The 14533-nt window shown below is 58.9% G+C and carries 16 protein-coding genes; 7 read left to right on the top strand and 9 right to left on the bottom strand.

The features are described 5' to 3' along the window. Nucleotides 1–73 precede the first annotated feature (73 nt). Nucleotides 74–1219, top strand: coding sequence for a PilT/PilU family type 4a pilus ATPase (locus K4O48_RS18365; protein ID WP_045164002.1), 1146 nt, complete (start codon nucleotides 74–76; stop codon nucleotides 1217–1219). Here K4O48_RS18365 and K4O48_RS18360 read toward each other — a convergent pair whose 3' ends face one another. Both K4O48_RS18360 and K4O48_RS18355 read right to left on the bottom strand, forming a co-directional pair. Further along, nucleotides 1220–2059: a TIGR03915 family putative DNA repair protein gene (locus K4O48_RS18360; protein WP_222909778.1), complete on the bottom strand. Its 840-nt coding sequence runs from the start codon at nucleotides 2057–2059 to the stop codon at nucleotides 1220–1222. After that, complete coding sequence (locus K4O48_RS18355) at nucleotides 2059–3276, bottom strand: putative DNA modification/repair radical SAM protein (protein ID WP_222909777.1); 1218 nt, start codon at nucleotides 3274–3276, stop codon at nucleotides 2059–2061. The genes K4O48_RS18360 and K4O48_RS18355 overlap by 1 nt, the downstream gene beginning before the upstream one ends. A 138-nt stretch (nucleotides 3277–3414) precedes the next feature. On the opposite strand from K4O48_RS18355, the gene K4O48_RS18350 reads away from it, so the two are divergent. After that, nucleotides 3415–3813, top strand: a complete 399-nt coding sequence (locus K4O48_RS18350) for an NINE protein (RefSeq protein ID WP_222909776.1) — start codon at nucleotides 3415–3417, stop codon at nucleotides 3811–3813. A 51-nt stretch (nucleotides 3814–3864) separates the two neighbouring features. On the opposite strand, the gene K4O48_RS18345 is transcribed toward K4O48_RS18350, so the two are convergent. From K4O48_RS18345 to gshB, 7 genes are all read right to left on the bottom strand, one after another. Beyond that, nucleotides 3865–5136, bottom strand: coding sequence for a dihydroorotase (locus tag K4O48_RS18345; protein ID WP_222909775.1), 1272 nt, complete (start codon nucleotides 5134–5136; stop codon nucleotides 3865–3867). After that, on the bottom strand, nucleotides 5136–6152 hold the full coding sequence (locus K4O48_RS18340; RefSeq protein WP_222909774.1) for an aspartate carbamoyltransferase catalytic subunit: 1017 nt from the start codon (nucleotides 6150–6152) through the stop codon (nucleotides 5136–5138). The genes K4O48_RS18345 and K4O48_RS18340 overlap by 1 nt, the downstream gene beginning before the upstream one ends. 11 nt (nucleotides 6153–6163) lie before the next feature. Then, nucleotides 6164–6676: a bifunctional pyr operon transcriptional regulator/uracil phosphoribosyltransferase PyrR gene (gene pyrR / locus K4O48_RS18335; protein ID WP_222909773.1), complete on the bottom strand. Its 513-nt coding sequence runs from the start codon at nucleotides 6674–6676 to the stop codon at nucleotides 6164–6166. 20 nt (nucleotides 6677–6696) lie between these two features. Continuing rightward, nucleotides 6697–7122, bottom strand: coding sequence for a Holliday junction resolvase RuvX (ruvX, locus tag K4O48_RS18330; protein ID WP_222909772.1), 426 nt, complete (start codon nucleotides 7120–7122; stop codon nucleotides 6697–6699). Beyond that, nucleotides 7119–7688 (bottom strand): YqgE/AlgH family protein, encoded by a 570-nt coding sequence (locus tag K4O48_RS18325; RefSeq protein ID WP_222909771.1) that lies wholly within the window; start codon nucleotides 7686–7688, stop codon nucleotides 7119–7121. The genes ruvX and K4O48_RS18325 overlap by 4 nt, the downstream gene beginning before the upstream one ends. A 93-nt stretch (nucleotides 7689–7781) precedes the next feature. Beyond that, on the bottom strand, nucleotides 7782–8675 hold the full coding sequence (locus K4O48_RS18320; protein ID WP_222909770.1) for an energy transducer TonB: 894 nt from the start codon (nucleotides 8673–8675) through the stop codon (nucleotides 7782–7784). A gap of 204 nt (nucleotides 8676–8879) precedes the next feature. Then, nucleotides 8880–9842: a glutathione synthase gene (gene gshB / locus K4O48_RS18315; protein ID WP_222909769.1), complete on the bottom strand. Its 963-nt coding sequence runs from the start codon at nucleotides 9840–9842 to the stop codon at nucleotides 8880–8882. A gap of 238 nt (nucleotides 9843–10080) precedes the next feature. On the opposite strand from gshB, the gene pilG reads away from it, so the two are divergent. From pilG to K4O48_RS18290, 5 genes are all read left to right on the top strand, one after another. Then, a complete protein-coding gene (pilG, locus tag K4O48_RS18310) occupies nucleotides 10081–10488 on the top strand; it encodes a twitching motility response regulator PilG (RefSeq protein WP_019339789.1) in 408 nt (135 codons plus the stop codon). Between the two features lie 44 nt (nucleotides 10489–10532). Continuing rightward, nucleotides 10533–10898, top strand: coding sequence for a twitching motility response regulator PilH (pilH, locus tag K4O48_RS18305; RefSeq protein ID WP_021206021.1), 366 nt, complete (start codon nucleotides 10533–10535; stop codon nucleotides 10896–10898). A 37-nt stretch (nucleotides 10899–10935) separates the two neighbouring features. Further along, the gene (locus K4O48_RS18300; protein WP_222912157.1) at nucleotides 10936–11472 is read left to right on the top strand and encodes a chemotaxis protein CheW; all 537 of its coding nucleotides are present in this window, start codon (nucleotides 10936–10938) and stop codon (nucleotides 11470–11472) included. Nucleotides 11473–11551: 79 nt separating this feature from the next. After that, nucleotides 11552–13600, top strand: a complete 2049-nt coding sequence (locus K4O48_RS18295; RefSeq protein ID WP_222909768.1) for a methyl-accepting chemotaxis protein — start codon at nucleotides 11552–11554, stop codon at nucleotides 13598–13600. Between the two features lie 58 nt (nucleotides 13601–13658). Continuing rightward, complete coding sequence (locus K4O48_RS18290; protein ID WP_222912156.1) at nucleotides 13659–14522, top strand: protein-glutamate O-methyltransferase CheR; 864 nt, start codon at nucleotides 13659–13661, stop codon at nucleotides 14520–14522. The last annotated feature ends 11 nt before the right edge of the window (nucleotides 14523–14533 follow it).

Raw genomic sequence — 14533 nt, 5'->3', positions numbered from 1 at the left:
AAGGAAGGCTTGGCGCTGTTGCCGAGTCTTCCGCTTCGCTACGACGCGGCTACGCGGGACTACGAGAACGACAATGGAATTCGAGAAACTGTTGCGCCTGATGGTGGAAAAGGGCGGCTCCGATCTGTTCATTACCGCGGGTGTGCCGCCTTCGATGAAGGTTAACGGCAAAATCCTCCCGGTGAACAAGACGCCAATGTCGCCGGAGATGACTCGTGAGACCGTGCATGCGGTGATGAACGAGCAACAGCGCCGTGAGTTCGCTGAAAATCACGAATGTAACTTCGCCATTAGCGCACGCGGTATAGGCCGCTTTCGTGTCAGCGCCTTCTACCAGCGCAATCTTGCCGGCATGGTACTGCGCCGGATCGAAACCAACATACCAACGCTCGAAGACCTGAAACTGCCCGATGTTCTGAAAAAGCTGGCGATGACCAAGCGCGGCCTGGTGCTGTTCGTCGGTGCCACCGGTACCGGCAAGTCCACCTCGCTGGCGGCAATGATCGGTTATCGCAACAAGAACTCCAGCGGCCATATCATTTCCATCGAAGACCCGATCGAGTTCATCCATCAGCATCAGAGCTGCATCGTGACCCAGCGTGAGGTCGGCATCGACACCGATTCCTTCGATGTCGCCCTGAAAAACACGCTTCGTCAGGCACCCGACGTGATTCTCATCGGCGAAGTTCGGACTCGTGAAACCATGGATTACGCGGTCGCGTTCGCTGAAACCGGCCATCTTTGCCTGGCAACTTTGCACGCCAACAACGCCAACCAGGCGCTGGACCGGATCATCAACTTCTTCCCGGCCGACCGACAGCAGCAGGTGTGGATGGACTTGTCGCTCAACCTCAAGGCGATTGTCGCTCAGCAGCTGATTCCGACGCCCGACGGTAAAGGCCGTCGCGCCGTCATCGAGGTGCTGATCAACACGCCGCTCGCGGCAGACCTTATTCGCAAGGGCGAAGTGCACGAGCTGAAGTCGCTGATGAAGCGCTCGACTGATCTGGGTATGCAGACCTTCGACCAGGCGCTTTACAACCTCTATGTGCAAGGCGAAATCACTTACGAAGACGCGCTACTACATGCCGATTCGTCCAACGACCTGCGACTGATGATCAAGTTGGGGTCGGAAACCGATGGCGAGCACCTGACGAGCGTCTCCCAGGGTCTGACGCTGGAAGTCAGCGACGATGATCCGGGCCGCAGCTTCCGCTGATCAGGGCTGTCCGGGCAGACCGATGCGTTTGCCTGGACGACTGGCCACGCGCTCGGCCTGACCATCACGCTGGGCGCCGGCTCGGGCGCGGCTCATTAGCTGCGGGATCAACGGCCCTTCCGGCAAATTCTTCCAAAAGCGCACCGGCAGATTGTTCTGCATGATCTCGCGATTCAGTCGCGCAGGATTAAAGGTACTTTCGTAATAGGTTTTCCATAGCTCCGCGCCGGGATCCCGCGCGGTTTGCGCCAGCTGTTGCCACTCGGGTGGGCAGGGCTTGATGTAGTGCATAACCTGACCATCCCATAGCGCCGCATCACCCGGTGTCGCGATCAGCCAGGAGTGCAGTCCCATGCGTTCAGCGAAGTGCGGCGCCGCGCTGGGCAGGATGTCGTGCGCGGGCTCGAACCAGGCCACATAGTCCGGCGCGTTTTGTGCGCTAGCAGGGCTGAACCGTAGAAATGCATGCAGGTGATGGGCTTCGCGGCGTACTGCTTTGATCCGCGCATGCAACTCGCTGCCATCGAGGTCACCCACCAGTCGCGCCGTTTGATCACCTTCAGCGACCCGCCAGAGAATGCGGTACAGCAGGCTCCAGCGATCCTGCGTTCGAAAGCGTGCAGCGGTCTCCAGCTCCGTCAGCAATTGCCGCGGGATCCGTAAAGGTGGCCGGTGCGCGTTAGGGTAATTCGGCGCATATACCTCTGCTTCATCGAATAGGGAGCCTTGCGCATCGCCGGTTAACCACTCCACCTGATGCGGCGCGCTTCCGCCGAGTAGCAGATCGCGGGCGGCATCGCGCCATCCATCGAAAGTGCCATCGATGCGCACCTGACGCATCACCACAACGCCAGCTGAGCGGGGCCTTCGCTGTGCTGCTGGCGTAAGGTGCCAGAGTCGCGGTAGGCCAGACTGGGCCGGTAGTCCTGGGTGATGACGAACGGCTTGGCTTTTTCCAGTGAGCAGCGAAGGCGGGTCAGGTCTTCGAAGCGAATGCGTTTCTGCCGGCGAAGGGCGACCAGGCGCTTGGCGCTGAGTATGCCGATGCCTGGGATGCGCGCGATGAGGGATGGCTCGGCGCGATTCAGGTCGACTGGAAAATGCTCACGGTTGGACAGTGCCCAGGCAAGCTTGGGATCAATATCCAGCGGCAGGTTTCCAGGGCCAGCGAGTAGTTCATGCGCCTTGAAGCCGTAACCGCGCATTAAAAAGTCTGCCTGATACAGGCGGTGTTCGCGTAGCAGGGGTGGCGCTTCGAAGGGCACGGTTTTAGGGCTGTGCGGAATGGGGCTGAACGCCGAGTAGTACACGCGGCGTAAGCGGTAATCGCCATACAGTGATTGAGCAGTGTGGAGAATAGTGCTGTCGTCCGTGGTGTCGGCACCAACAATCATTTGGGTGCTCTGGCCGGCTGGCGCAAAGCGCGGTGCGTTCTTGCTCTTCTCCGCCTGCGCTTCGGTTTCACCCTCATGGATCGCATGCATCGCCTGCTTGATCGTCACGACCTGTTTTTCGGGAGCAAGGCGGACAAGGCTGGACTCGGTGGGCAGTTCAATGTTGACGCTTAGTCTATCGGCGTAACGGCCGGCCTCGGCGATGAGCTGTGGGTCTGCATCCGGAATGGTCTTGAGATGGATGTAGCCGCGGAATTCGTGCTCTTCGCGTAGCAGTTTGGCCACCCGGTTGAGCTGCTCCATCGTGTAATCCGCCGAGCGAATGATTCCGGAACTGAGAAATAAACCGCTGATGCAATTGCGGCGGTAGAAATCTAGCGTCAGCGTCACCACTTCTTCCGGCGTGAAGCGGGCACGCGGCACATCGCTGGAGCGGCGGTTCACACAGTACTGGCAGTCATACAGGCAAAAGTTAGTCAGCAGAATCTTCAGCAGCGCCACGCAACGGCCATCCGGCGTAAAACTATGGCAGATGCCCATTCCATCGGTAGCGCCCAACCCACTCTTGCCTCTCGAGCTGCGTTTTGGCGCACCGCTGCTGGCGCATGACACGTCGTACTTTGCGGCGTCAGCCAGGACGCTGAGCTTCTCGATTAACTGCATGGTGATCCGCCTAATACTGTTGGTATATACAGTATCACGGCGGGCTGGACGGGCAATGTCCGCTCGGCAGACGCTTCATCGGCTTGTGAATCGGATAAGCTCGGCGACAAGTAACTCCAACCAGACAGCGAGGCTCAGATGCGGCAGAACACCCATAGCACCTTGATCGGCTATCTCTTGTGGATCTTCGGCTTCCTCGGCTCTCATCGCTTCTATTACGGCAAGCCGATTACCGGGACCATCTGGTTCTTCACCCTTGGCTTGTTTTTCGTCGGGTGGATCATCGACCTGTTCCTGATTCCGTCGATGGACCGAGAGGCTGACATGCGTTTCCAGCCGGGACCGATCGACTACACCGTGGCTTGGATCCTGCTGACGTTTCTCGGCGTGTTTGGCGTGCACCGGATGTATCAGGGCAAATGGATCACGGGTCTGATTTATTTGTGTACCGGCGGGCTGTTTTTCTTGGGCGTGCTTTATGATTTCTGGACGCTGAACGATCAGGTCTCTATGCGCAACATCGAAAAGCGCCAATAACGGGATGTCCAAAAGCGGCCGTTCAGCGCCGGCCGCTCACTTTCCCGTGAGTTAACGCTGGAAGGCGACTCTGCCATCCACGATTGTCTGGCGCACCGCACCCGGCAGGCAATGGCCCAGAAAGGGGCAGTTGCGGCCTTTCGAGTGCCAGGTTTCGCCTGCGACGGTCGAGCGGCGTAAGTCGAACAGGACCATGTCCGCAGCCTCGCCGACGGCCAAACGCCCGACCGGAAGACGCAAGGCAGCGGCCGGGCCGTTGCTCAGACGAGCCAGTAGCGTTGGAAGGTCCAGCAGGCCGTCATCCACCAGCGTCAATGCCAGCGGTAGGAGGATCTCCGCACTGCTGATCCCGGGCTCGGTCTCGCCGAAAGGCGCCTGCTTGGCATCCGCTTCATGGGGCTGATGGTGGCTCGATATCGCAGAGATGACGCCGGATCTGACGGCTTCGCGCAAACCATCGCGATCGGCTGCACTGCGCAGCGGAGGCTGCACGTGGTACAGGCTGGAAAAGCCGTGTAGTGCGTCGTCGGTAAGAATCAGCTGATACATCGCCACATCGGCCGTCACGGGCAGTCCCCGCGCTTGGGCGTCAGCGATCATCTGGGCGCCTCGGGCGGTAGTGAGCTGGCTGAAATGGGCTCGGACGCCTGTCTGTTCCACCAGCAGCAAGTTGCGCGCCAGCGCAACGGTTTCGGCTGTTTCCGGAATACCGGCCAATCCGAGAAACGCTGCTGAAGGGCCTTCATGGGCCAGGCCACCGGCCGCCAGGTCGGCGTCTTGGGAGTGGATGATCACAGTAAGGTCGAACGTCGCTGCGTATTCCAACGCTCGGCTCAAGTTGCGATTGCTGGTGAAGTTGGACAGGCCGTTGCCGAACGCGACACAGCCAGCTTCGCGCAGCGCCACTAATTCTGAGAGCTGTTCGCCCTCCAGGTTGCGGGTGAGCGCGCCGATCGGAAACACCTTGGCATGACCCGATTCACGGGCCCGATCGAGAATCAACTCGGCGACCGCGGCGGTATCAAGGACAGGCTTTGTTCCAGGCGGGCAGCACAGACTGGTGATGCCGCCAGCCGTGGCGGCCAGGGTCTCGCTGGCGATATTGCCCTTGCGGCTGTAGCCTGGCTCGCGCAAGGCGACCGAGAGATCGACCAGGCCCGGAGCAGCTACCAGTCCTCTGGCATCGATTGAGTGCGCTGCGCTAAAGCCGACAGGCGCCTGGCCGATGGCGACGATCTTGCCGTCTTGGCAGTAGATATCTGTGATTTCATCGCGCCCGCTTGCGGGGTCGACCAAGCGCGCACCGAGGATCTCGGTTGGCATCAGTTCTGCTCCTCGGCTGTGTATTCATTTTCAAGTTGCCGCTGCGCGGTCTGCCCGCTCATGGCCATCGAAAGCACGGCCATGCGAATGGCGATGCCGTAAGTGACCTGATTGAGAATGACCGACTGGCTGCCGTCCGCCACTGCCGACTCGATCTCGACACCGCGGTTGATTGGCCCCGGGTGCATGACAATCGCATCCGGTTTAGCCAGGCTCATGCGCTGGGTCGTAAGGCCATAGAGGCGATAAAACTCGCCCTCACTGGGTAGCAGGCCGCCTTGCATCCGCTCACGCTGCAGGCGCAGCATGATCACGACATCGACGTCGCGAAGCCCTTCGTTCATGTCGTGGTAAACGCTAACGCCGTACTGCTCGACCCCGATTGGCAGAAGCGTTTTCGGACCGATTACGCGGATGTCCGGACAGCCGAGGGTTTTCAGCGCGAGCATGTTGGAACGAGCGACCCGCGAGTGCAGGATATCGCCGACGATGGCCACCGAGAGTTTCTCAAAATCACCTTTGTGTCGTCGGATGGTGAGCATGTCGAGCATGCCCTGGGTGGGATGCGCATGGCGCCCGTCGCCGCCATTGATGACGGCGACGTCGGGACAGACGTGTTCGGCGATGAAGTGAGCGGCGCCGGAGTCTGCGTGACGGACGACGAACATGTCGGCGGCCATCGCCTCAAGGTTCCGCAGCGTGTCGGTGAGTGTTTCGCCCTTGCTGGTGGACGAGGTTGAGACATTGAGCGTAATCACGTCTGCCGATAACCGCTGAGCCGCCAACTCGAATGTGGTTCGGGTGCGCGTGGAGTTTTCAAAGAATACGTTGCACACCGTCTTGCCCCGCAGCAGCGGGACCTTCTTCACGGCTCTGGCACCCACTTCAAGAAAAGAGTCGGCGGTATCGAGTATCTCGGTAAGCAGTTCGCGCGGCAGGCCATCCAGGGACAGAAAGTGGCGCAGCTGACCGTTGTCATTCAGCTGTAGCGGGCGCTTGGCGTCGGTAGGCGTCATCACAAAAGGTCTCAGTTGGCGGAGGCGAGAGTCTGGTACTCGAGCGTGAGCGGTGCGGGGCCAAGCAGCTTGACCCGTTGGTCTGATGGCAGCGATAGCGCAGCGCCAACTACGTCCGGTCGGATTGGCAGCTCTCGAGCGTTGAGGTCGAGCAGGCAAAGCAACGTAACGCTGGCGGGGCGGCCGTAATCGAATAGCTCGTTGAGCGCGGCGCGTACAGTTCGCCCACTCATCAGCACGTCGTCTATCAGTACGAGATGTTGACCGTCGATCTCGAATGGCAACGCTGAGGGTCTCACCTGCGGATGCAGACCGTTCTGGGTGAAGTCATCACGGTAGAACGAGACGTCCAAAACACCGAGAGCCTCCTGCTTGTCGCGCAGAAGCAGCAATGCTTGCGCGACCCAGACACCGCCGGTGTGGATGCCAATGAAGCGAGGCTCTGATATGCCACGGCTGCTGAGATGCTGATCCAGCGCAGCAGCCATTTCGGGCAACAACTGGTCGGGGTTCGGCAGGGTCATTTCTTTCTCCTTGGTGCGCGTCAGCCATTCTGCGCGAGCAGCCAGCCTTCGAGCAGAAGTGCCGCAGCGAGGGCATCGACAGGCCGCTCACGATAGCCGCCTTGCTGCCCTCCGCGAAGGCGCTCGCCCTTGGCTTCGTAGGTGGTCAGCCGCTCGTCGTGGGTATGCACCGGCACGTTGAAGCGGCCGTGAAGGCGTCGGGCAAATTTTTCCGCCCGGGCGCTCATCTCGCTAGGGGTGCCATCCATGTTCAGCGGAAGACCGACCACCAGCGCATCTGGCTGCCACTCACGCAGCAGCGCCTCGATCTGCGTCCAGTTCGGAACGCCGTTTTGCGCTTTCAGCACGCATAACTCGCGCGCCTGGCCGGTAATCACCTGACCGACTGCGACGCCGATTTGTTTAGTGCCGTAATCGAAGCCAAGCAGCAGGCGCAGTGCGGTCATGCGTGACCGACCTGGGTGCTAAGCAACCTGAGGTCAACGCCTAGCGAAGCCGCCGCAGCGGCCAAGCGCTGATCGTGGGGTAAATCGAAGAGAATCTGCGGCTGCATCGGGCAGCTCAGCCAGGCGTTGTCGATCAGCTCTGTCTCAAGTTGGCCTGGCTCCCAGCCCGCGTAACCGAGCGCAATGAAATGTTGCCGTGGCCCATGACCGTCGGCGATCGCGAAAAGTACGTCTTGGGAGGTGGTCACGCCGAGTTCACCAAGCCCCAGCGTTGCTTGAAACTGGCTCTCGGCCGGATGCAGCACGAACCCCCTATCGGTCTGCACTGGGCCGCCTGAAAAGATCGGCACCCCATGATTGGCCGGGGCGATAGCTCCATCCGGGCGCAGTTGCTCCAGCACATCCGCGAGGCTGAGCCCGCTGGGACGATTGATGATCAGTCCCATGGCGCCGTCCCGGTTGTGCTCCACCAGGTAGATCAACGTGTGGGCAAAATTGGGATCCGCCATGTGCGGCATGGCGATCAGGAAATGATGTTTAAGGTAGCTGGGCGAGGTCGCGTTCATGGGCGCTAGCTTAAGCGTTGCGGGCGAGGGCGTGAAGCCGCACGGGCAGGCTTTCCGGGCTGGTCCGGGCTGCGGACTCTTCAGATCCGCTGTTTAGCGACTCGACAATCGGTCACCGCGCTCAAAGCGCCAGGTTCTGATGATCTCAACTTGGTCGAACTTTTGCGCCAGCTCGCCGGAAAACGGAGCGAACGGTGCCGCTAGCCTGACGATACGCATGGCTGCTTCGTCGAGCACAGCCTGTCCGGAGGATTCGAGCACGCGCAGCTCTTGGACGGTACCGTTGCGATCAATGATCACGAGCATACGCAGGCTTCCGTAGATCCGTTGGCGACGCGCCTCGTCGGGGTAATTAAGGTTGCCGATGCGTTCGACCTTCTTTCGCCACTCATCGCGATACCAGGCGCTGATGTCTCGCATGGTCGCCGCACTGTTCTGCCGGCTGACACGAGGTCGCTTGGCGTATTGCTCAACTTGCTGGGCAAGTTCGGCCTCGAGGCTGGCAATTTCGGCGCTGAGCTGCGAGCTGTCATAGACGGGTGCGGGCTGCGCCTGTGGCTGAGGCTTGTTCTTCTGGGACTTTTCCGGCGTCTTTTCCCGCTGCGGCGCACGGGTTGCAACGGCTGTCTTTGGCGCCTCGCTTCGAGCGCTAGGCGGAGGCGACGAAGCGGGCGTGACCTTGCGCACCTGAGTGTCCTGAAACGGCGCTTGCTCGGTGGTTTTCGGCGATGCTTTGTGTTCCAGCGTGCCGCTGCCCTGCTGGTTGTCCTGGGCCAGGAAGTCGGCGTCCTTCGGTTTGTCTTCGCTCTTGAAGGTAGACAGGGTGATTTCCAGGGTTTTGCTAATCTGCTTTGGCTCCGACAACGAGAAGCCGAGCCCGAGGATCAAGGCGCCGTGCAGCGCGGCCGCGAGAAATATCGTAAAGCCGAGACGATCCGCTGGGCGGACATCTGTAACAGAAGTGGGTTGTCGTGTAACAGCGTTCATCGCATCACAGTCGGCTCGAAGTGCGCGCAGTCTGCCCAGCGTGACTATAAAAGTCTATGAACCAGGCGGCAGCTTTAGTGAGTCGTCGAGACGAGGCGGTGCACGTGTTGCCGCCTCACTAAAATAGTGCGGTTGGGTCGCTGCGGCGCGGCCGGGTTCGTGCGCATCTTAAAAAGATGAACCGGGAAAGCCGCACGCCCGTTTTCAGGCGACGGATCGGTCTCGGAGCTTCTCGGCGATAGCATCCATCAGCCGCTCGCCGATGCGAGTGTCAAACGCATTGTCGATTTCACGGATGCACGTCGGACTGGTGATGTTGATTTCGGTAAGAAAATCGCCAATGACGTCCAGTCCGACGAACAGCAGTCCGCGTCTGCGCAGCTCCGGACCGACGATGGCGGCGATCTCCCTGTCACGGTCAGAAAGCGGTTGGGCGACACCGCGTCCACCAGCGGCGAGATTGCCTCGGGTTTCGCCAGCTGCAGGGATTCGGGCCAAACAGTAGGGTACCGGCTCACCGTCAATCATGAGAATTCGTTTATCCCCTTCGGCGATAGCCGGAATGTAGCGCTGCGCCATGATCTGGCGGCTGCCATGATCGGTCAGTATTTCCAATATCACCGACAGGTTCGGGTCGCCTTCCCGATGGCGAAATATCGAAGCGCCGCCCATTTCATCGAGGGGTTTGAGAATGATGTCACGCTGCGAGCGCGCAAAGTCCCGCAGAATGTCGGACCGTCGACTGACAAGCGTTGGTGGCGTGCACTGCGGGAAACGGGTCGCGAAGAATTTTTCGTTGCAATCACGCAGGCTTTGTGGGCGATTGACCACAAGCGTGCCGGCTTGCTCAGCCAGTTCGAGAAGATAGGTGGCGTACACATACTCGCTGTTGAAGGGTGGGTCCTTGCGCATCAGGATGACGTCGAGTTCCGCCAGTGCGCTATCGACCTCGTCCTCTGTCTCGTACCAGCGCTGAGCGTCGTTGAAAACGCGGAGAGGACGCATGCGGGCGCGCGCTTCGCCTTCAAGCTGATAAAGGTCCCGCTGTTCCATGTAGTAGAGCGTCCAGCCGCGCGCCTGGGCTGCCAGCAGCATGGCAAGAGAGCTGTCCTTTTTGAAGGCAATCTGCGCGATTGGATCCATGATTATCCCGATGCGAACAGTCATGTGGTGTTCTCCAGCGAAAGGGCAGGGCGGCGCTGCCTGAGGGTCTGAAATTTCGACGCAGATTGGCGGTGGTTGTGCGCTGGGTCAAGGAAAATCCCGCTGCCCTGGCGGCAGATAGCTTGCACTTGAGGAGTGTGCTAAAAAGGTCCCGCGATTGGGTGCAGCCCATCGATGACAGGGCCTCTGGCGCACTGACATAACGATAAACTACGACTCACCGAGGCGATGGTAGGGCGAAATGGAACAGCACTCCGAGGGCTTGAAGGTCATGGTGATCGACGATTCGAAAACGATTCGTCGCACCGCCGAAACGCTGCTGAAAAAAGTAGGTTGTGATGTGATTACGGCGGTGGATGGCTTCGACGCGCTCGCCAAGATCGCAGATAGTCACCCGCGTATCATTTTCGTCGATATCATGATGCCCCGGCTTGATGGGTATCAGACCTGCGCGCTGATCAAGAACAACAGTTCTTTCAAATCCACCCCGGTAATCATGCTGTCGTCCAAGGATGGCTTGTTTGATAAAGCCAAGGGGCGGATCGTGGGGTCGGACCAATACCTCACCAAGCCATTCAGCAAAGAAGAGTTGCTCGGTGCAATCAAGGCGCATGTGCCTGACTTCGCACCTGTAGAGCAAGTATCCTGAAGTTCGGCCCTGTGTGCCGCTGAAGCCTTCCCTACGGAGAAACCATGGCTCGCGTTCTGATTGTTGATGACTCGCCGACCGAGATGTACAAGTTGACGGCCATGCTTGAAAAGCATGGTCACGTCGTTCTTAAAGCTGAAAACGGTGCTGATGGTGTGGCGCTCGCGCGCCAGGAAAAACCTGATGCTGTCCTGATGGATATCGTTATGCCTGGGCTCAATGGTTTTCAGGCCACCCGTCAACTGACCAAAGATGCTGAAACCAGTCACATTCCGGTAATCATTGTGACGACCAAGGATCAGGAAACCGATAAGGTCTGGGGCAAGCGCCAGGGCGCGAAGGATTACCTGACTAAGCCAGTAGACGAAGCGACACTGCTAAAAACTCTGAACGCCGTGCTTGCCGGTTAAGGGTGGTTTCGTAGTTCAGACAAGGGATGTTGTCAGCATGTCGGATATGCCTACGCCGTTTCAGCGTCTCCTTGAGATCGATGCCCGTTGCAGGGCGCTGGCTGCTGGCCTGCCTTCGCAGCAAGAAGCTATTCAGACTTGGGCTGGCATCGGTTTCAGAATGGGGGGGCGTTTGTTCGTGGCCCCAATGGGGGAGGTTGGAGAGATCCTCCACGAGCCGCGCTACACGCTGCTGCCGGGAGTGAAAGCCTGGGTAAAGGGCGTTGCCAATGTTCGCGGCAGGCTGTTGCCGGTCATGGACCTATGTGGCTACTTCGGCCTCGAACTGTCGCCGTTGCGCAAGCAGCGACGGGTGCTGGTAGTCGATCACCAAGAGGTGTTCGCAGGGCTGACGGTCGATGAGGTGTTTGGCATGCAGCACTTTGCTGTCGATGCTTTCTCCGAACAGCTGCCGCCGGTTGAGGCATCGATTCAACCATTTATCCATGGGGTTTTTCAGCGTGAGCAGCCGTGGCTGGTTTTTAGCCCGCACGCGCTTGCCGCCCACCAGACATTCTTGGATGTGGCGTATTGATTTAGGTGAGGTCGGCTGATGCCGGCCTTTTGGTTCTTGGAAGGAAACGTACGGGTGGTCCAGGCGGGGGCCGGAAAAAATGAAAAAATTGAACGCGAATGCATTGCTGGCAGGAATACGTAGCAATACGTTGATCGCCGGGCTGTTTATCCTTCTCATCGTCTCGATGGTGCTGTTGTTCGTGAACTTCGCGTACATCAATACTCAAGCCGACTATGACAACGAGTACATAGGACACGCAGGCGAGCTGAGAGTTCTGTCTCAGCGTATCGCGAAGAACGCGGTAGAAGCTGCCGCCGGCACGCCTGAAGCTTTCGACTCGCTGAAAGACGCGCGAAACGACTTCAGTGAACGCTGGGGCTATCTGTCCGTAGGCGATGATCGCATTGGTTTGCCTGCGGTGCCGCAGTCACTACACGCTGAGGTTGCCGCAGTGCAGCAGGACTGGGATACGTTGCGGCAGAACACTGACGCGATTCTTGCCAGCGAACAGACCGTGCTGTCCTTGCATCAGGTAGCTGCAACCCTCGCCGAAACCATTCCGCAGTTGCAGGTAGAGTACGAAGAAGTCGTAGACATTCTTCTGGAAAGTGGAGCACCTGCCGCTCAGGTTTCAGTTGCACAGCGCCAATCGTTGCTCGCCGAGCGTATTCTCGGCTCGGTGAACAAGGTGCTTTCGGGTGATCAGGACTCGGTCCAAGCGGCGGACATGTTTGGTCGCGATGCAAGTCTGTTCGGCCGCGTTCTTAACGCGATGCTCGAAGGCAACGAGGCCATGGGCATCAGCCGAGTAAGCGATGTCGAGGCTCTGGATCGCCTTGCCGCAATTTCAGAGCTGTTCCAATTCGTGTCCGGCTCGGTGGACGAGATTCTTGAAACGTCACCTGAACTGTTCCAGGTGCGGGAATCATCCAACAGCATTTTCGAGGTGTCGCAAACCCTTCTCGACAAGACCTCTGTTCTGACCCAAGGGCTTCAAGGTCGTGCTGATGCCCGTTATATCAACACCCTCGCTGGCTATGTTCTCGGTGCGTTGGCGCTTGCTTCGATCTTGCTGATCGGTTTGGTTATGGTTCAAGAAACGCGCCGGCGTCTGAGCGAGACTGCGGAAAAGAACGAGCGCAACCAGACGGCAATTCTGCGATTGCTCGACGAGATCGGTGACCTGGCTGACGGTGACTTAACCGTAGCCGCCACGGTTACCGAGGACTTCACTGGCGCGATTGCTGACTCGATCAACTACTCCATTGACCAGCTTCGAGACTTGGTCGAAACGATCAACCAGACGGCTGTTCAGGTGTCGGGTGCGGCTCAGGAAACCCAGGCGACCGCCATGCATCTGGCAGAGGCTTCCGAACATCAGGCCCAAGAGATTGCTGGCGCTTCGGCCGCGATCAACGAAATGGCTGTATCGATCGACCAGGTATCGGCTAACGCCGCTGAATCCTCGGCGGTAGCTGAGCGTTCTGTAGCAATTGCGAACAAAGGTAACGAGGTGGTGCATAACACCATCACCGGCATGGATAACATCCGTGAGCAGATCCAGGACACGTCGAAGCGAATCAAGCGACTCGGCGAATCGTCTCAAGAGATTGGTGACATTGTTAGCCTGATCAACGACATCGCAGACCAGACGAACATCCTCGCATTGAACGCAGCCATCCAGGCCTCCATGGCCGGAGACGCGGGCCGCGGATTCGCCGTGGTAGCGGACGAGGTACAGCGTCTTGCGGAGCGTTCGTCTGCAGCGACCAAGCAGATCGAGGCGCTGGTCAAGACGATCCAGACGGACACCAACGAAGCGGTTATCTCCATGGAGCAGACCACCTCCGAAGTGGTGCGAGGCGCTCGCCTTGCCCAAGACGCAGGGGTTGCGCTGGAGGAGATTGAGAAGGTATCGAAGAGCCTTGCAGCGTTGATTCAGAACATTTCTAACGCGGCGCGTCAGCAGGCTTCCTCGGCCGGCCATATCTCTAACACCATGAACGTTATCCAGGAAATCACCTCGCAGACATCTTCCGGTACCACTGCTACAGCGAAGAGCATTGGTAATCTCGCGAAGATGGCCAGTGAGATGCGCCACTCGGTATCCGGCTTTACCTTGCCGGAAACGCAGGACCAAGTCTGATTGAGAGTACGGTAGCCAGAGATGGCTGCCGAGAGAGTTCATGAGCAAGGGGCAGGGCATGCAGCCAAGCGTTGACTGGTCATTGAGACCCTTGGCTGATATGTCATCAGGCGAGTTTAACGCTTGGCGCGCCTTGCTCGAAGAACGCTCCGGCATGGTCGTCACCGAGCAACGTCGAACGTTTCTTCAAACCAACCTGACCAGCCGAATGCGTGAGGTCGGCGTGTCAGATTACGCTACCTATTACCGTCAGGTGACTAACGGTCCAAAAGGAGCGGTGGAATGGTCGACGCTGATGGATCGGTTAACCGTTCAGGAAACCCGATTCTTTCGCCACCTACCGTCGTTTACGTTGCTAACTGACTACATGCAGCAACGAGGATCACGTAGCACCGCCCAGCCGTGGTCGTTGTGGAGTGTGGGTTGCGCAAGTGGTGAGGAAACATACTCATTGGCGATCTGTGCCTCCGAGGCGTTGAAGCATGACGGTGAGGGCGCACAGTTCGGTGTGATCGGGACCGATATCAGCCTCAGCGCGCTGAGCCGGTCGCGAGATGGCCTCTACAGTAGCCGCCGGCTAGACCAACTCGACCCCGGATTACGCGAGCGGTATTTCCAAGCGATCCCGGATGACCGATTTCAAGTGATTCCCAGCCTGGCGGCGCGTGTGTGCTTTGCCCGGCTTAACGTGCTGGAGCTTGCCGGTGCGCCAATGTCCGATATGGACGTCATTTTTTGTCAGAACCTGTTGATTTACTTCCGCCGCTGGCGCCGCCGCGAAATCCTCAATCGTCTGGCTGAACGCCTGGCGCCGGGAGGATTGTTGGTTATAGGCGTTGGCGAGGTGGTTGGCTGGCAGCATCCGGAGCTCGTTCCGGTTGCCGACAGCCAGGTTCTGGCCTTTACCCGGAAATGTTTATGAGCGGAGTCGCT

Origin of the sequence: Pseudomonas sp. DNDY-54, assembly GCF_019880365.1 — a bacterium.
Classification (GTDB): Bacteria; Pseudomonadota; Gammaproteobacteria; order Pseudomonadales; family Pseudomonadaceae; genus Stutzerimonas; species Stutzerimonas stutzeri_P.
The sequence above is the reverse complement of the archived record's forward strand: the minus strand, read 5'-3'. Positions and strand labels throughout refer to the sequence as shown.